General features: G+C 53.0%; 14 protein-coding genes and 4 tRNA genes. 2 read left to right on the forward strand and 16 right to left on the reverse strand.

The annotated features are described in order from the left end of the window. Positions 1 to 12: 12 nt before the first annotated feature. On the forward strand, positions 13 to 1,188 hold the full coding sequence (hemX, locus tag JSN25_RS03375) for a uroporphyrinogen-III C-methyltransferase (RefSeq protein WP_038634526.1): 1,176 nt from the start codon (positions 13 to 15) through the stop codon (positions 1,186 to 1,188). A gap of 2 nt (positions 1,189 to 1,190) precedes the next feature. After that, complete coding sequence (gene hemY / locus JSN25_RS03380) at positions 1,191 to 2,390, forward strand: protoheme IX biogenesis protein HemY (protein ID WP_038634530.1); 1,200 nt, start codon at positions 1,191 to 1,193, stop codon at positions 2,388 to 2,390. A 524-nt stretch (positions 2,391 to 2,914) separates the two neighbouring features. Here the strand turns inward: hemY and JSN25_RS03385 are convergent. From JSN25_RS03385 to wzzE, 16 genes are all read right to left on the reverse strand, one after another. Then, positions 2,915 to 2,991, reverse strand: a tRNA-Pro gene (locus JSN25_RS03385). A gap of 41 nt (positions 2,992 to 3,032) precedes the next feature. Continuing rightward, positions 3,033 to 3,118 (reverse strand) — tRNA-Leu (locus tag JSN25_RS03390). A 20-nt stretch (positions 3,119 to 3,138) separates the two neighbouring features. Further along, positions 3,139 to 3,214: transfer RNA gene (locus JSN25_RS03395), tRNA-His, on the reverse strand. Positions 3,215 to 3,270: 56 nt separating this feature from the next. Then, a tRNA-Arg gene (locus JSN25_RS03400) sits at positions 3,271 to 3,347 on the reverse strand. Positions 3,348 to 3,449: 102 nt separating this feature from the next. Beyond that, the gene (gene thrP, locus JSN25_RS03405; protein ID WP_204525440.1) at positions 3,450 to 4,835 is read right to left on the reverse strand and encodes a bifunctional threonine/serine APC transporter ThrP; all 1,386 of its coding nucleotides are present in this window, start codon (positions 4,833 to 4,835) and stop codon (positions 3,450 to 3,452) included. A 276-nt stretch (positions 4,836 to 5,111) separates the two neighbouring features. Continuing rightward, a complete protein-coding gene (wecG, locus tag JSN25_RS03410; RefSeq protein WP_069325088.1) occupies positions 5,112 to 5,852 on the reverse strand; it encodes a lipopolysaccharide N-acetylmannosaminouronosyltransferase in 741 nt (246 codons plus the stop codon). After that, positions 5,852 to 7,207, reverse strand: a complete 1,356-nt coding sequence (gene wzyE / locus JSN25_RS03415; protein ID WP_199951744.1) for an ECA oligosaccharide polymerase — start codon at positions 7,205 to 7,207, stop codon at positions 5,852 to 5,854. The genes wecG and wzyE overlap by 1 nt, the downstream gene beginning before the upstream one ends. Continuing rightward, positions 7,204 to 8,283 carry a TDP-N-acetylfucosamine:lipid II N-acetylfucosaminyltransferase gene (locus tag JSN25_RS03420; RefSeq protein WP_159122114.1) on the reverse strand — a complete coding sequence of 360 codons (1,080 nt, stop codon included), beginning with the start codon at positions 8,281 to 8,283 and terminating at the stop codon, positions 7,204 to 7,206. Before JSN25_RS03420 ends, wzyE begins: the two co-directional genes overlap by 4 nt. After that, positions 8,280 to 9,530, reverse strand: a complete 1,251-nt coding sequence (wzxE, locus tag JSN25_RS03425; RefSeq protein ID WP_159122113.1) for a lipid III flippase WzxE — start codon at positions 9,528 to 9,530, stop codon at positions 8,280 to 8,282. The genes JSN25_RS03420 and wzxE overlap by 4 nt, the downstream gene beginning before the upstream one ends. Before the next feature lies 1 nt (position 9,531). Beyond that, positions 9,532 to 10,662: a dTDP-4-amino-4,6-dideoxygalactose transaminase gene (rffA, locus tag JSN25_RS03430; protein WP_069325091.1), complete on the reverse strand. Its 1,131-nt coding sequence runs from the start codon at positions 10,660 to 10,662 to the stop codon at positions 9,532 to 9,534. A 4-nt stretch (positions 10,663 to 10,666) separates the two neighbouring features. Further along, positions 10,667 to 11,344, reverse strand: a complete 678-nt coding sequence (gene rffC, locus JSN25_RS03435) for a dTDP-4-amino-4,6-dideoxy-D-galactose acyltransferase (protein WP_038634550.1) — start codon at positions 11,342 to 11,344, stop codon at positions 10,667 to 10,669. Next, complete coding sequence (gene rfbA / locus JSN25_RS03440) at positions 11,322 to 12,203, reverse strand: glucose-1-phosphate thymidylyltransferase RfbA (RefSeq protein ID WP_204525441.1); 882 nt, start codon at positions 12,201 to 12,203, stop codon at positions 11,322 to 11,324. Before rfbA ends, rffC begins: the two co-directional genes overlap by 23 nt. A gap of 33 nt (positions 12,204 to 12,236) precedes the next feature. Beyond that, positions 12,237 to 13,304, reverse strand: a complete 1,068-nt coding sequence (gene rffG / locus JSN25_RS03445) for a dTDP-glucose 4,6-dehydratase (protein WP_137347642.1) — start codon at positions 13,302 to 13,304, stop codon at positions 12,237 to 12,239. Continuing rightward, entirely contained in the window at positions 13,304 to 14,566 is a 1,263-nt protein-coding gene (wecC, locus tag JSN25_RS03450; protein ID WP_204525442.1) for a UDP-N-acetyl-D-mannosamine dehydrogenase, read from the reverse strand. Before wecC ends, rffG begins: the two co-directional genes overlap by 1 nt. Beyond that, complete coding sequence (gene wecB, locus JSN25_RS03455; protein ID WP_204525443.1) at positions 14,563 to 15,693, reverse strand: non-hydrolyzing UDP-N-acetylglucosamine 2-epimerase; 1,131 nt, start codon at positions 15,691 to 15,693, stop codon at positions 14,563 to 14,565. The genes wecC and wecB overlap by 4 nt, the downstream gene beginning before the upstream one ends. Positions 15,694 to 15,748: 55 nt before the next feature. Further along, a complete protein-coding gene (gene wzzE, locus JSN25_RS03460; RefSeq protein WP_085049768.1) occupies positions 15,749 to 16,795 on the reverse strand; it encodes an ECA polysaccharide chain length modulation protein in 1,047 nt (348 codons plus the stop codon). Between the last annotated feature and the right edge of the window lie 33 nt (positions 16,796 to 16,828).

The raw sequence follows: 16,828 nt of genomic DNA on the forward strand, positions 1-16,828 counted from the left end.
TGGGATGCCATAATGACGGAACAAGAAAAATCCTCCGCCGTGGTTGAAGAGACCAGGGAGGCCGTGGAAACCACAGCACAGCCAGTCAATACTGAAAAAAAGGGTAACAACAGCACGGCGCTGATTCTGAGCGCGGTGGCGATTGCTATTGCGCTGGCAGCAGGTGTGGGTCTGTATGGCTGGGGGAAACAGCAGGCAACAACGCAGACGGCAACCAGCGATGCGCTGGCGAACCAGTTGACGGCGCTGCAAAAAGCGCAAGAAAGCCAAAAAGCTGAGCTGGAAGGCATCATTAAACAGCAGGCAACGCAGCTTGATGAAGCCACTCGCCAGCAAGCCGCGCTGGTCAAACAGCTTGATGAAGTACAGCAAAAAGTCGCCACTATCTCCGGCAGCGATGCTGGAACATGGCTGCTGGCGCAGGCTGATTTTCTGGTAAAACTGGCTGGTCGTAAATTATGGAGCGATCAGGACGTTACCACCGCCGCGGCGCTGCTGAAAAGCGCCGACGCCAGTCTGGCGGATATGAACGACCCGAGCTTAATTGCCGCCCGTCGCGCGATTACTGACGACATCGCGAGCCTCTCCGCGGTAACTCAGGTCGACTATGACGGCATTATCCTGAAAGTGAATCAGCTCTCTAACCAGATTGATAACCTGCGTCTGGCCGACAACGACACCGACGATTCACCGATGGACTCCGACAGCAGCGAGCTGTCCAGCTCAATTAGTGAATGGCGCGTCAACCTGCAAAAAAGCTGGCAGAATTTTATGGACAGCTTTATCACTGTTCGCCGTCGAGATGAAACCGCCGTCCCGCTGCTGGCGCCGAACCAGGACGTTTACTTACGTGAGAACATTCGTTCTCGCCTGTTAGTCGCCGCTCAGGCCGTACCGCGTCATCAGGAAGAGACATACCGCCAGGCGCTGGAAAATGTCTCTACCTGGGTACGCGCCTACTACGACACCGACGATGCAACCACCAAAGCTTTCCTGGAAGAGGTAGACCAGTTGAGCCAACAAAGCATCAGTATGGATGTGCCAGAAACACTGCAGAGCCAGGCTATTCTCGACAAATTAATGCAGACCCGCGTGCGTAATTTACTGGCGCAGCCTGTCACAGCGCCGGTTGCCGCCGCTCCTGCTCCTTCGGCAGACACCCCGGCAACTGCGCCGCAAGGAGAATAATGATGCTAAAAGTATTATTACTCTTTGTACTGTTGATTGCCGGGATCGTCGTTGGTCCAATGATTGCCGGTCATCAGGGCTACGTGCTGATCCAAACCGATAATTACAACATTGAAACCAGCGTGACGGGCCTGGTGATCATCCTGATCGTCGCGATGGTCGTCCTGTTTGCGATTGAATGGCTGCTGCGCCGAATTTTCCGCACCGGCGCGCATACCCGCGGATGGTTTGTCGGCCGTAAACGTCGCCGCGCCCGCAAGCAGACTGAACAAGCGCTGCTCAAACTGGCGGAAGGCGATTATCAGCAGGTTGAAAAGCTGATGTCGAAAAACGCCGATCACGCTGAGCAACCGGTAGTGAATTACCTGCTGGCAGCAGAAGCGGCCCAGCAACGTGGCGATGAAGCGCGCGCGAATCAACACCTTGAGCGTGCAGCTGAACTGGCCGGGAATGATACGATCCCGGTAGAAATCGCTCGCGTTCGTCTGCAACTGGCGCGTAATGAAAATCACGCCGCGCGCCACAGCGTAGATAAGCTGCTGGAGGTGACGCCGCGTCATCCGGAAGTGCTGCGTCTGGCTGAGCAAGCCTACATTCGCACCGGCGCATGGAGTTCGTTACTGGATATCATTCCATCTATGGCTAAAGCGCACGTGGGTGATGAAGAGCACCGCGCAATGCTGGAACAACAGGCATGGGTAGGTCTGATGGATCAGGTTCGCGCCGATCAGGGCAGTGAGGGGCTACGTACGTGGTGGAAAAACCAGAACCGTAAAACCCGTCATCAGGTTGCCCTGCAGGTCGCGATGGCTGAACATCTGATTGAGTGCGACGATCACGATACGGCGCAGCAGGTCATCATTGACGGTCTGAAACGTCAGTATGACGACCGTCTGGTGCTGCCGATCCCGCGCCTAAAAACCAACAACCCGGAACAGATAGAAAAAGTGTTGCGCCAGCAGATTAAGGCCGTTGGCGATCGCCCGTTGCTGTGGAGCACGCTGGGGCAATCGTTAATGAAGCATGGCGAATGGCAGGAAGCCACGCTCGCCTTCCGTGCTGCGCTCAAACAGCGCCCGGACGCCTACGACTACGCCTGGCTTGCTGACGCGCTGGACAGGCTGCATCAGCCGGAAGAAGCCGCCACCATGCGCCGTGATGGTCTGATGTTGACGCTGCAGAACAACAATCCCCCGCAGTAATTCCCTCTTGCCCGGTGGCGCTTCGCTTACCGGGCCTACTGTATACACAAAATCATTCAAGATGCATCAAGGCGGCAAGTCTGGGAATCCCCAAGAGCTTACATAAGTAAGTGACTGGGGTGAGCAGACGTAGCCAACAAAGAGGCAGCTTGAAGGATGACGTGTATATGCATAAAAAAACGCCCGCTCGGTAAGGAGCAGGCGTTAAACAGGTCTGTATGACAACATAATGGGTGCTTCACTCAACGTTATGTCCATGGTGTTTGATGAGGCCTGAGCGACATCTGTCTGTGGACGATAAGCACCGTAAACGGCTCTGCATCATTCCTGAGTTTATGAGGCCTGATGGCGAACATAAGAGATGGAATGAGCATCTACCCGTATATTATTGCACAACGCATGCCACGATTGCACTGCAAAAACTATGGATTCGAACTTTTTAAGACATCAGGTAATTCGCGGGAATAAAGGCTGAGGAGGGAAAATCAGAAAACAAAAAACCCCGCCGAAGCGGGGTTCAAAATTGGTCGGCGAGAGAGGATTCGAACCTCCGACCCACTGGTCCCAAACCAGTTGCGCTACCAAGCTGCGCTACTCGCCGTTTTACTGCTTTTTGAATTTTTAGTTCAATTCTTTAAGTCGTGGTGCGAGGGGGGGGACTCGAACCCCCACATCCTAAGGACACTAACACCTGAAGCTAGCGCGTCTACCAATTCCGCCACCTTCGCATTTCACAACTTTAAATTAATGGGGTGGCTAATGGGATTCGAACCCACGACAACTGGAATCACAATCCAGGGCTCTACCAACTGAGCTATAGCCACCACTGCAAATCTTTTACGCGGTATTAAAACCACCGCAGCTCCGGCACCTAACTAAATGGTGCGCCCGACAGGATTCGAACCTGAGACCTCTGCCTCCGGAGGGCAGCGCTCTATCCAGCTGAGCTACGGGCGCTTAGCGCCGTTGCGGGGCTGGATATTACGGAGGTCTCGGTCTTCTGTCTAGTGCTTTTTTAAAATAAATTATCGTTTGGTCATGGTTTGTGCGTTTTGTCGCTTATTCCCGCAATTTATGGGATGTGCCATGACGATTCAGACCAAAAACCTTATAAATGAGCGTCACAGCCAGTAAGAAGATAATCCCAACAAACAGCGACATTCGGGTATCTTCATTAAAGTACATACCGATTAATACGCAAATCAGGAACGCCATCGTCAAATAATTCGCCCACGGGAACAGAATCGAGCGGAAAGGATGACTGGCGATCGCCGCTTTATGCGCCTGACGGAAACGCAGCTGGCTTATCAGGATCACAAACCACGGCACCATCCCCGGCAACACGCTGGCGCTATAGACATAAACGAACACCCGTTGCGGATTGGGAATGATGTAGTTCAGGCACGAACCAATCAGCAGGATCGCGATAGAAATCGCTACACCGGCAACCGGCACGCCATGGCGAGAGACTTTTCCAACAGCGGCTGGTAGCTGGCGATTCTTTGCCAGCGCGTAGAGCATACGCCCACAGCTGTACATGCCGCTGTTACAGCCAGACAGCGCCGCCGTCAGGACCACAAAGTTAATAATCCCTGCCGCGGCGGTAATACCAATCTTGGCAAAGGTGAGAACAAACGGGCTGCCGTTGCTGCCAATCTCGTTCCACGGGAAAATAGTGACGATAACAAAGATCGCGCCGACGTAGAAAATCAGGATACGCCACAGCACCTTCCCCACCGCGCTACGCAGCGTGACCTGGGGGTTCTTCGCCTCACCCGCAGTAATGCCGATCAGCTCTACGCCCTGGTAGGAAGCCACGACAATACACAATGCCGTCAGAAAGCCCTTCCAGCCGCCGGCAAAGAAGCCGCCGTGGTCGGTCAGGTTGCCAAAGCCAATCGCCTGGCCACCGTTGCCAAAGCCGAAGAAAATGACCCCTAACCCAATAACGATCATCACAATGATGGTGGTCACTTTGATCATGGCAAACCAGAATTCAATTTCACCATACAGGCGAACCGCGGCGAGGTTTGCCAGCGCAACCAGCCCGACAGCAATCAGGGCGGGTATCCATTGCGCCATTTCCGGGAACCAGAACTGTACGTACACCCCGATGGCGGTAATCTCTGATATCCCCACCGCCATCCACATAAACCAGTATGACCAGGCGGTGAGATAGCCAAAGAAGGGACTCATGTAACGGTGCGCGTAAACCGCGAATGAACCGGCAACCGGCTCGAGGAATAACATCTCCCCCATGGAACGCATAATGAAAAAGACGAACAGGCCCGCGACGATATACGCCAGCAGGACCGAAGGCCCCGCCCATTTCAGGGTACTGGCGGCGCCCATAAACAGTCCGACGCCAATAGTGCCTCCAAGGGCAATTAATTCGATGTGACGAGCCTCCAGCCCACGCTGTAGCTCAGGTTTGTTCTCGGCCATAAATCCTCTTGATGTGTTTGCATGCTGTCCGGTATTACCGGTTCTCGTTATGGGTACATCTTGTTATTCCATAACAGGCCATACGGCACCGACCGCTTAACGGTTGGCGCCAAAAACACCACGGCACTGTAATGATTGTTGCGAATGGTTTCCTAAAATCGCTTAAATGGCAATTAAAGCATTCAAAAAATGAATGGATTGTGCGAGAAAGCAGCGATTATGTTGTGAATAAGTAGCGTGATTAGCAGATCACGCTACTTATCAGAGGAGAGAGCATCAGAGGTTGCCGGTATAGTGCCAGCGGAGATAGCGCAACAAACGAAGTTGACGGGTGATACGGCTCGGCTGTGACAGTAAGCGATACAGCCACTCCAGCCCCAGATTTTGCCAGAGTTTAGGCGCACGCTTAACGTGACCGGTAAAGACGTCGTAGGTCCCCCCTACCCCCATATACAGCGCTTCAGGGTGGATCTTCCGGCAATCACGCATAAAAATTTCTTGTTTCGGCGATCCCATCGCTACCGTCACAATTTGCGCACCGCTGGCATGGATACGTTCAAACAATGCCTGACGCTGCTCCGGCGTAAAATAACCGTCCTGGCTACCCACAATGTTCACATGCCACTGCGCACGCAATTTGGCTTCGGTTTGCGCCAGAACCTCAGGCTTGCCACCAATCAGGAAAACCGGCGTTCCCTCCTGCCCGGCTCTCGCCATTAGCGCTTCCCAGAGATCGGCCCCCGCTACGCGTGAAATCTGAGCCTGCGGGAATTTTTTACGCACCGAACGCACCACGCTAATACCATCCGCATATTTGAACTCAGCGGCGTTAATCAGATCCCGCACTTCAGGGTTATCTTCTGCCGTCAGCATTTTCTCGGCATTGATAGCCACCAGCGTTCCAGGCCTGAGGCGTCCTTCGGCAAACAGGTAATTTAGCGCGTGTTGCATATCGCGCCAGCCAATCAGTTGTAGTCCGCGCAGCGAATAGAGTGGCGCAGTTGTGTTATCCGTCATTACGATCCTTCAATCTGTGTCTGGGGCAGCGATTTAATTCGTTTATGGATAAGTCCCGCGCTATCGAATAGCCAGAACAGCAGTTTTGCCACCAGCAGACAAACGCCAAAAATCACGAGGAAAAAGACCACTCGCGAGACAAACGAATCCAGTCCTTCACGTGCCAAAACGATCATATTGAAAATGGCGCCAAAACAGAAACTGTGCAAAATAGCCGCCTTGTAGCGATTGGTTTCGCGGTTACCTAATTCATATAGCCAGTCGAACCATTTAATAATTAACCCGACGACAATCGCGCCTAACGGTATAAACAGTGCCCCGCCCATCACCACCAGCGAACCAATTAACGTGGGTGAAATCGCCAGCCCCGAGTGGTTGTTCAACACTTCCCAGGTAAAGTAGTTCGCGGAATTGAGAACGATACTCGGCCGCCCAGGCCACAGCCAGGTGGGGATAAAGACGTAGAAATCACGGACGATCGGCGCCAGCCCCTGGAACTCAATATTGTGGTAGTTCTGCAGCAACAGCGCCAGGTTTTCCCACGGCGAGAAAGTATCACGCGTCAGGTACAGGAACGTATAGAACGCCTCGTCACCGCTCACGTTCATCCCGTAGCGTTTCAGCGCCAGCCAGAACATACCGACGATGCCCAACACGCCTGCTGCGGCCAGCATCCACAGCGAAATCCAACCGCGAATAATGCCGATAAACAGGAAGATGGCAAACGCGATAATAATATTGGCGCGCGTTCCGCCGACAATCATATAGGTCAACAAGCCAAACGCGACGGTGCTTACCAGGAAGAACAGCCACGCTTTGCTGTCCTGACGCAGAAAGTAGACCACCAGCATCGCCGGAATGAAGAAGTAGAAGAAGCGCTTTAACGCCACGCCAGAGACTTCACTGGAAAAAATCTGGCTGTAGGATTGCAGTCTGAACAGCAGGAACCCATTGTGCATAAAGAAGACGCCCACGCTCACCAACGCAATCGCCATCAGAATAACCCAGGTTAAATGGGCTTCAACGCGATTGATGGTAAATAGCGGCCTGCGCGGCTTATCCTCTACGCGCTTACGTAAACGCGTTTTATACGTCACGTAGTAAACGGCATAGAAGCAAGCGGCTGACAGCAAAGCCTGCAGCAGGATCTCCGGGGGCGCTACCGCCACATCAAAACGAAACACCAGGATGCTGGTCAGCGGGAATCCGAAGAAGAACGTTAGCAAAAACAGCAACGAGAAAAAGACGTTGAAGTTAAAACGCACGCGGCGGAATTCAAACCAGGTCAGCGTGGCGATAAACAAAGTGGAGAGCAGCCAGACCACCAGCAGCCCGCTGAATTGCATCAGGCTCATTTAGTTTCTCCTGAAGCAATGCGCAGCGCGTTATGCCACGGCTGCAGATAATTCGGACTAAAGAAGGTGATCGTATTTTTATCTACCAACGCCAGTTGCCGCTGCGCTTCGCGTACGAGACCTTCATTGAGTTGATCTGTCGTAAACAGAACCGGGATATTTTGCTCTGCCATATCCTGCCAGAAAGGATTTTCACGGTTGAGCACGCACGGGATACCGGCCTGGATCAACAAACATAAGGTGCCGATCCCTTGCTGACGAGCAAAAATAAAGTAGCCCAGATCGCACTGACGCAATAGTGCCAGATAGGCATCAAACTCCAGTTTTTCACTCAATATTTGCAAATTATCCGCGCTAAATAATGCCAGACCCGCCTGACGAACCTCGTCGATATAGGCCGTATTATTGGCCGGATACCCCATTGGCACGATCACATTCACCGTGTCACCAAACTGCTGGTGAACAGCACGTAGCGCGGCAATATGCTCATTGCTGCGATCGCCAGAGTTGCCAACCAACACCGTCATCTTACCGCTGCGCTGGCTTTCACTGCTCATATTATTGAGCGAGGGATCCATCCGCGTTGGGAAATAGAGCAGTTCGCCGCGAACGTGCGGATGCTGCCCGGCGAAATAACGTAAATCGCCTCGCGTAGCAAACACGCAGCCCACGCGATTCTGCGCCATGCGACGAATCGGGTAAAACAGGCGGAATTTCAGCCCACTGGAAACTTCATATAAATCCGCGCCCCAGATGTGCCAGTAAAACTGCTCCGGTTTAATTCCCCCACTCAGCAGCGCCAGCCACAGGCTGGTGTTGAACTGACCATGAAAGAAGAAGCGCTGTTGGCGATCCGCTTTCGCCTTCGCAATAACCGCCTGGGCCAGCGCCTTTTTTCCGTCGTAGAAACTCAGCGATAACGCCGGGCAGCTCTTACTGAACCCAGCATCCTGGCCTGCAACCATAAACGTGCGTGCGTGCTCGCTCGTCGCAGCCAGCGAATCGTTAAAAAACCGCAGCACGGTGTGGTTATGGTGAGGGATATCCGATCCCAGAACGTGAATCAGTACAGTCATGCCCGCCTACGCCAGAGTAAAAACACGCCACAACAAAGAGAAAAATAGACGATGTATGTTGCCATATACGCCTGCGCTGCGCCCAGAGCACCATGTGCCGGGATCAGCCAGTGGGCAAACGCCGTCAATAACATGAACTGGCTAATTTCAGCCAAAATATAAAACCGCAGCGACGCTTTCGCGATCACCAGATAACCAAAAACGTAGGCGCCAACTTTCAGTACATCGCCGACCAGTTGCCAGGCAAACAGGTCGCGCATGGCGGTAAATTTTGCGGAAAAGAGCAGCCAGATCGCAAAATCACGCAATAGCCAAACCGTAAAGCTCGCGGCGGCAACCGCCGGCAGCACGAACTTCAGCGACTTAATGACCTCGCGGGTAATGTCATGCTTTTCTGTCAGCCGCGACAACGTCGGCAGCAAGTAAACGCTGAATGAGGCGGTAATAAATTGCAGATACGCATCGGAGATACTGCTGACCCCCTGCCAGATCCCCACATCATCCCAGCTGTACTGTGCCGCCAGCAGGTTTCGCATCATCACGTATGCCACAGGCAGCGTTACAGAGGTAATCACCGCCATCAGCGTAAACTTGCTTAACTGCCCTGCCAGACCATTGTCCCACGAGGGCTTCAGGTAATGCAGCGGAATAGTTCCACGCTTAAGCAGCATAATAATGGCAGGGATAACGACCAGCGCAGGCACCAGGGCCAGACCCAGCAAGGCGCCTTCATAGCCCCCCAGGCGATAGCAGCCATAGTAAGCCACTACGCCCACCAGGCTACCCACAATCAGCGACAGCGCGTTACCTGCCGCATCGCGGAAGCCTTTCATCAGCGCCAGCAGCAGGTTAGCCCAGGCGATGCCCATCTGCACCAGCGCAACCAGTCGAACCAGCCCCTGATAATGCGTATGGCCAAACAACCCCTGACTGATCGGCGCGGCCGCCAGCAGAAAAACCGCCGCCATCAGCGTAGAGAATCCCAGCACCATTGCGGAAGATGTACCGACCACCTTACGGAGTCGGGCCGGATCGTCATGGTGCTGCGCAACGTATTTCGTGACGCCGTTGAAAATGCCAGCTCCCGCCAACACGCCCAGCACGGTGACCATTTGGCGAAAATTACCCGCCTGACCCACACCTGCCGGGCCAAAGGAGACGGCCAATAGTTTCACCACCAGCAAACCCGCCCCAATTTTTACCAGCGTACTGGCCGCCGTCCATAAGGACGCTTTAGCAAGCGACATATCAGGAGAAGTAATTGAGTAAGGTCGAGATTACCGTTCGCTGGTTAACCGGTGACAGGTTATAGAACAGCGGTAAACGCAGCAGACGCTCGCTCTCTTTGGTGGTGTAACGATCAACACCGGCAAACTCGCCAAATTTATCGCCAGCCGGGCAATCATGCAGCGGAATATAGTGGAACACCGCCATAATTTCGGCTTCTTTGAGGAAATTAATCAACGCGGTGCGATCGTCGATATCGCGCAGCTTGATATAAAACATATGGGCATTCTGCACGCAGTTTTCCGGGACAGCAGGCAGCTCAATACGTCCGGCACGCGCCAGCGGTTCGAGGGCATCATAGTAATTCTGCCACAGCGCCAGACGCTGCTGGTTAATACGGTCGGCCGCTTCCAGTTGCGCCCACAAATAGGCAGCCTGCAGATCGGACATCAGATAGCTGGAGCCGATATCGCGCCAGGTATACTTATCTACCTGGCCACGGAAAAATTGACTACGGTTTGTCCCTTTTTCACGAATAATCTCCGCACGTTCGACTAATTTTTTATCATTGATCAGCGTCGCGCCGCCTTCACCGCCTGCGGTATAGTTTTTAGTCTCATGGAAGCTAAAGCAGCCGATGTGACCAATTGTCCCCAGCGCCCGGCCTTTGTAGGTCGACATCACGCCCTGAGCCGCATCTTCGACCACATACAGGTTATGTTTGCTGGCCAGCGCCATAATGGTATCCATTTCGCAGGCCACGCCCGCGTAATGTACCGGCACAATAGCGCGGGTTTTGTCGGTGATCGCCGCTTCAATCAGCGTTTCGTCAATGTTCATGGTATCCGGACGGATATCAACAAAGACGATTTTCGCCCCGCGTAAAACGAATGCGTTAGCCGTGGAGACAAATGTGTAGCTCGGCATGATGATTTCATCGCCGGGCTGAATGTCCAACAGCAATGCCGCCATCTCAAGCGATGCGGTACAAGATGGCGTCAACAGAACTTTCTCGCTGCCAAAATGCTGCTCCAGCCACTGCTGACAGCGACGGGTAAAGCCGCCGTCGCCACACAGTTTGCCGCTGTTCATCGCAGACTGCATGTAATCGAGTTCAGTTCCCACCACCGGCGGTGCATTAAATGGAATCATCGTGTCACCTGTATAACCAATACGCGGTGCTTTCCACATTCGCACCACTGTGTATGTAACGTTTAAGCGCGGCGGTGTTACCCATTTGGGTTGCCACGCGCAATATTGTTTTACCGCGGGCCTGCGCCCAGCAAAGCGCAGCCAGCATTAGTTCTTCACCCGCACCACGCCCAGCCAGTAGGCCTATTCGCGCCTCGGTCGCATTCAGTTCGCGCAGCGAGACATAACCACGAATTTCACCTGTCGGCGTGCGTAAAACGAGGCATTGATGATCGAACGTCCCCAGCACCGCATTTTCAATCCACTGCGCATAAAAACGCGAACTGGCATCTGCGGCATACCACGGGGCGCGAAAACGGCTTTGCGCGAATGCCTGTTCTGCCAGGCAGCGTAATGCCGGGATATCCGTAGTTTGCGCGATCTGCGCGTCAGAGTTGCCGCTGGCACACGTCACTGGCAGTACAAAATCCACTTCGCCTTCGACCAGTGAGAAACCCAACCGCTGCAAGGCATCCAATTCATGGGTATTTGCGGCAGCAATTTTTGCCTGTACCCGCGACCAGGGACGTAACGCATCCACCGTCAGAACCGGCGCGTGTTGGTCAAAACGTATAATGGCGCTATTCACGCCAAAAAACGTATTTTCCCAGCTAAGCGGCTCAATACTGGCGCGGACGAGCACGGAGCAGCTCCAGCAAATATTGGCCATAGCCCGTTTTAGCCAGCGAGCTGGCGGCACGTTTCACGCCTTCATCATCCAGCCAACCGTTACGCCAGGCGATCTCTTCCAGACAGGCTATTTTAAAACCCTGACGGTTTTCTACCGTCTGCACAAAAGTACTCGCTTCGATCAGACTGTCATGCGTACCGGTATCCAGCCAGGCAAAGCCACGTCCAAGCAATTCCACCGTCAGATGCCCATCATCAAGATACATCTGGTTGATCGACGTAATCTCCAGTTCTCCACGCTCAGAAGGTTTCACGCGTTTTGCGTATTCCACCACTTTACTGTCATAGAAATAGAGCCCTGTTACCGCCCAGTTAGATTTCGGTGCTTTCGGCTTCTCTTCCAGAGAGATAGCGCGAAAATTGTCGTCAAACTCCACAACACCAAAACGTTCAGGATCCATGACCTGGTAACCAAACACCGTCGCACCTTCTGTGCGAGCGGCTACATGACGTAGTTTTGGACTGAAGCCCTGACCAAAGAAGATATTATCCCCTAATACCAGACATGACGGTTCACCGTTAAGGAACGTTTCACCAATGATAAATGCCTGCGCTAATCCATCCGGGCTGGGTTGCTCGGCATAGTGCAATTCAATGCCGAACTCAGAGCCATCGCCTAACAAACGCTGGAAATAACCTTTATCTTCCGGCGTGGTAATAATCAGAATTTCGCGAATCCCCGCCAGCATTAGCACTGATAGCGGGTAGTAAATCATCGGCTTATCGTAAATAGGCAATAGCTGCTTCGATACGCCACGCGTAATGGGATACAGGCGAGTACCTGAACCGCCCGCCAGAATGATACCTTTCATGCGTTGTCTCCTCCGGGAGCCAAAACCAGGCTGTTAGCCCTTCAGACCTAAACGTTCACCCTGATAGCTGCCATCCTGCACGGGTTTCCACCATGCCTGATTATCCAGATACCACTGCACGGTTTTGCGCATTCCGCTTTCAAACGTTTCCTGCGGTATCCAGCCTAATTCACGCGCAATTTTCGACGCGTCAATGGCATACCGCACATCATGACCCGGGCGATCGTCAACAAAAGTGATCAAGTCTCGGTACTGTGCAATGCCTTGTGGTTTTTGCGGCGCCAGCTCTTCCAACAGGCTGCAAACCGTTTCGACAACATCCAGGTTTTTACGCTCATTGTGACCACCAATATTATAGGTTTCCCCAATCGCGCCCGTTGTCGCCACGCAATAGAGCGCCCTGGCATGATCTTCTACATACAACCAGTCGCGGATCTGTTGCCCATTGCCGTATACCGGCAGCGGTTTCCCAGCCAATGCGTTGAGGATCATCAGCGGGATGAGTTTTTCCGGGAAATGGTAGGGGCCATAGTTGTTAGAGCAGTTGGTAATGAGCGTTGGCAGGCCATAGGTTCGCAACCACGCGCGTACCAGATGATCGCTGCTGGCTTTCGACGCGGAATAAGGGCTACTCGGCGCATAAGGCGTGCTTTCAGTAAAGAAATCATCTGTCGAATGGAGATCGCCATACACCTCATCAGTTGAGATATGGTGGAAGCGAAACGCCGATTTTTTCTCGCTGGCCAATGCACTCCAGTAAGCGCGTGCCGCTTCCAACAGCGTGTAGGTGCCCACAATGTTGGTTTCGATAAAAGCAGCCGGACCATCAATGGAGCGATCGACATGGCTTTCTGCCGCCAGATGCATCACGCAGTCTGGCTGGTAGTGTTGAAACACCTTGTCGAGCGATGCCCGATCGCAGATATCCACTTTCTCAAAGGCAAAACGGTCATTCTGTGCAACCGGCGTCAGCGACATCAGGTTTCCGGCATAGGTCAGCTTATCGACCACAACCACCGCATCCTGGGTCTCTTGAATAATATGGCGTACAACCGCCGAGCCGATAAACCCCGCGCCACCGGTAACCAGAATTCGTTTCATTAGCGCCAGACCCCTTTGGTATCAACGATGTACTGCTGAAGAACCGCATCGCCTTTAATGGCTTTAAATTCATTATGGTCGACCAGCATGACCAGCACATCGGCGCTTGCCAGCGCATCGTCCAATGTCGCCAGTTGGCAAATGCCGTCCAGTTTTTTCGGCAGTTGATGGATATTCGGTTCCACCACCAGCATTTCACCTTTGTGCCAATGCGCGATACTCTGCGCAATTCCCATCGCCGGGCTTTCACGTAAATCATCAATATTCGGTTTAAAAGCCAAACCAAAGCAGGCGATTTTCACTTCACTGGCCCGTTTGTTGGTATCTGCCAGACAGTCGGCCACAGCGGCTTTTACCCGCTCGACGACCCAATGAGGCTTACCATCATTAACTTCGCGTGCGGTACGGATCAGTTTCGCCTGCTGCGGGTTCTGTGCCACGATAAACCACGGATCGACCGCGATACAGTGTCCACCAACGCCAGGTCCTGGTTGCAGAATATTGACTCGCGGATGACGGTTTGCCAGGCGAATCAGTTCCCAGACGTTAATCCCCTGATCGGCGCAAATTAGCGATAATTCATTCGCAAAGGCGATATTAACGTCGCGGAAGCTATTCTCAGTCAGCTTGCACATTTCCGCGGTGCGGGCGTTGGTCACGACACATTCGCCCTCAAGGAAGATGTTATATAACTCACTGGCACGCGCGGAGCAGACGGCGGTCATCCCGCCGATCACGCGGTCGTTTTTAATCAGTTCGACCATGACCTGGCCTGGCAGCACGCGCTCCGGACAATACGCAATATTCACATCGGCCTGTTCACCGACCTGCTGCGGGAAAGTCAGATCAGGCCGCATTTCTGCAAGCCATGCGGCCATCTGTTCAGTTGCCCCGACCGGTGAAGTCGATTCAAGTATCACCAACGCGCCTTTTTTCAGCACCGGCGCGACAGACTTCGCCGCAGCTTCAACGTAGACCATATCGGGTTCATGCTCTCCCTTGAACGGGGTAGGCACAGCAATCAGATACGCATCAGCGTCTACGGGAGTAGTGGTTGCATGAAGAAATCCGTTTTCGACCGCCGTTTTCACCACAGCGGCCAGATCGGGCTCAACAATGTGAATTTCGCCGCGATTAATGGTATCCACTGCATGTTGATTTACATCTACGCCAATTACATGTTTTTGACGGGAAGCAAAGGCAGCCGCCGTTGGCAGTCCGATATAACCCAGCCCAATGACAGAAATGGTCGTAAAACTCATAGCGATACCCGATTATTTTTTAACGCGTGTAAAATGCGGCCACACGCCAGCCCGTCACCATATGGGTTATGGGCACGGCTCATGGTCTGATATTCATTGTCGTCATGCAGCAAACGCGTGACTTCTTCTACAATACGCTGTGGGTCAGTCCCCACCAGGCGTACAGTGCCTGCGGTAATAGCTTCAGGCCGTTCCGTTGTTTCACGCATCACCAGCACCGGTTTCCCCAGGGATGGGGCTTCTTCCTGAATCCCGCCGGAATCGGTCAGGATCAGCCAGGCGTGATTCATCAGCCAGACAAACGGCATGTAGTCCTGCGGTTCAATCAGAATCACGTTTTCAACGTGCCCCAGGATGCGGTTGACCGGCTCGCTGACGTTAGGATTCAGGTGTACCGGATAGACAATCTGCACATTCTGATTAGCCGCAGCAATTTCCGCCAGCGCGTGGCAAATGTTTTCAAAGCCGCGACCGAAGCTTTCCCGACGATGACCGGTCACCAGGATCATATTTTTATTAGCGTCGAGGAAAGGGTAATGTTCGGCCAGTTCAGCCCGCAATGCATCACTCGCCAGTACGCGGTCGCGTACCCAGATCAACGCATCAATAACCGTATTGCCCGTGACGAAAATACGATTATCAGGAATAGCTTCCCGTAACAAATTCTGCCGCGAGTTTTCTGTCGGCGCAAAATGATACATAGCCAGACGCCCGGTAAGCGTACGGTTCGCCTCTTCCGGCCAGGGAGAGTAAAGATCGCCAGTACGTAAACCCGCCTCTACATGCCCCACCGGGATGCGCTGATAGAACGCAGCCAAACTGGTAGCAATAGTGGTCGTGGTATCACCGTGCACCAGCACCACATCAGGTTTGAAATCAGCCAGAATTGGCTTTAACCCTTCAAGGATTCGGCAGGTAATTTCTGTTAGCCCCTGACCTGGCTGCATAATATTGAGATCGTAGTCAGGTACTATGGAAAAGAGGTTCAACACCTGATCGAGCATCTCCCGATGCTGCGCTGTGACGCAAACTTTTGCCTCAAAATCAGGATCTTTTGCCAACGCATGAACCAGAGGTGCCATTTTTATAGCCTCCGGTCGCGTGCCAAATACAGTCAGTACTTTCACATCGATTCTCTTCGGATTGGCAGTAAGGGCCCAGCCCCTCACTGCAACGGTATTGCTAAATCGCGCGGCGACGGGTTAACGCGACGCCAGCACCAATCAGAGCCCCAACAATGCCCCACATAATCATCAGGAAGGCACGGCGAGGGCTGTCACGTTTTACGGGCTCTTCCGGCGTACGCAGATAACGATAGGTCTGAAAACGCGGATCCAGAGTTGGCCCAACGTTCAGTGTGTTCAGCATGGCTCGGTTTTGGAAGTAGTCCAGATCAAAGTCCGGACCAACAGACTGCAAGTTTTCAAGTCGCGCCTGCAGCATAGGACGTCCAAGTAAGAACAGTTCAGAATCCGGCAACTCATCAGCAGGAACATCAGTGGAGGTACGCGAAATGTTATGCTGTTCGGCAATTTTGAGTGCCTGCTCAATGTTGTGAACACGGCGGGAGAATAGTGATTTCGCCACTTCTTCCTGGCGTTTAACCTGCGCCTTCATCTGCACAGTGCGTGCAGCCCAGGCCCCTTTTAACTCTTCGTTCAGATGATGCGCCGCGCGCTGACTGGCAAAGGCGACGTACTGACGCAGTAGATTGTTGGCATCAGGAGCCGTCTCCGCAATCAGCTTCACACTGTCATTGGTATTACGTAACGCATCGCCTGGCATAAACTGGATGTTACCAATCAATTCATCCAGCATCGCCGCATCGGCTTTACTGTTACCTACCATACGCTGCTTATAGTAATCAGTCTGCTGCCAGAATTCACGACGCGTATCCCAGGAGGCGAGCTGCATGATGAATTCTTTATAGGCTTCGTCCATTACCGACGGCTGGTCCGCAGATGCGAGGCTGGCCTTAATATCCAGGTTACGCAAAAACTGCTGTTGAGAGTAGTAACCGCCCAACATATTAACCGTTGGCTTGTCTGAAATCGCCGTAGCACTCCACTCCTGACGTGCAAAAAATGTATAGGCGAGAGCGACTATCGCAAAGGCAAGCGCGATACCAATAATCCACACTTTCCCTGCCCATAAGGCACGAAACAACCCACGGATATCCAGTTCATTTTCTGCGCTCACGGCGTGTTCCCCCGGTAATGGTTGTGTCATCGCATCCTCAATTCACTTGGTTAAGTTTGGTTT

Origin of the sequence: Citrobacter cronae (assembly GCF_016893685.1) — a bacterium.
GTDB classification, from domain to species: domain Bacteria; phylum Pseudomonadota; class Gammaproteobacteria; order Enterobacterales; family Enterobacteriaceae; genus Citrobacter; species Citrobacter werkmanii.

Bases quoted from the DNA above. Each gene is read 5' to 3' on its own strand.
- hemX (WP_038634526.1), top strand. From the start codon at position 13: ATGACGGAACAAGAAAAATCCTCCGCCGTGGTTGAAGAGACCAGGGAG.
- hemY (WP_038634530.1), top strand. From the start codon at position 1,191: ATGCTAAAAGTATTATTACTCTTTGTACTGTTGATTGCCGGGATCGTC.
- thrP (WP_204525440.1), bottom strand. From the start codon at position 4,835: ATGGCCGAGAACAAACCTGAGCTACAGCGTGGGCTGGAGGCTCGTCAC.
- wecG (WP_069325088.1), bottom strand. From the start codon at position 5,852: ATGACGGATAACACAACTGCGCCACTCTATTCGCTGCGCGGACTACAA.
- wzyE (WP_199951744.1), bottom strand. From the start codon at position 7,207: ATGAGCCTGATGCAATTCAGCGGGCTGCTGGTGGTCTGGCTGCTCTCC.
- JSN25_RS03420 (WP_159122114.1), bottom strand. From the start codon at position 8,283: ATGACTGTACTGATTCACGTTCTGGGATCGGATATCCCTCACCATAAC.
- wzxE (WP_159122113.1), bottom strand. From the start codon at position 9,530: ATGTCGCTTGCTAAAGCGTCCTTATGGACGGCGGCCAGTACGCTGGTA.
- rffA (WP_069325091.1), bottom strand. From the start codon at position 10,662: ATGATTCCATTTAATGCACCGCCGGTGGTGGGAACTGAACTCGATTAC.
- rfbA (WP_204525441.1), bottom strand. From the start codon at position 12,203: ATGAAAGGTATCATTCTGGCGGGCGGTTCAGGTACTCGCCTGTATCCC.
- rffG (WP_137347642.1), bottom strand. From the start codon at position 13,304: ATGAAACGAATTCTGGTTACCGGTGGCGCGGGGTTTATCGGCTCGGCG.
- wecC (WP_204525442.1), bottom strand. From the start codon at position 14,566: ATGAGTTTTACGACCATTTCTGTCATTGGGCTGGGTTATATCGGACTG.
- wzzE (WP_085049768.1), bottom strand. From the start codon at position 16,795: ATGACACAACCATTACCGGGGGAACACGCCGTGAGCGCAGAAAATGAA.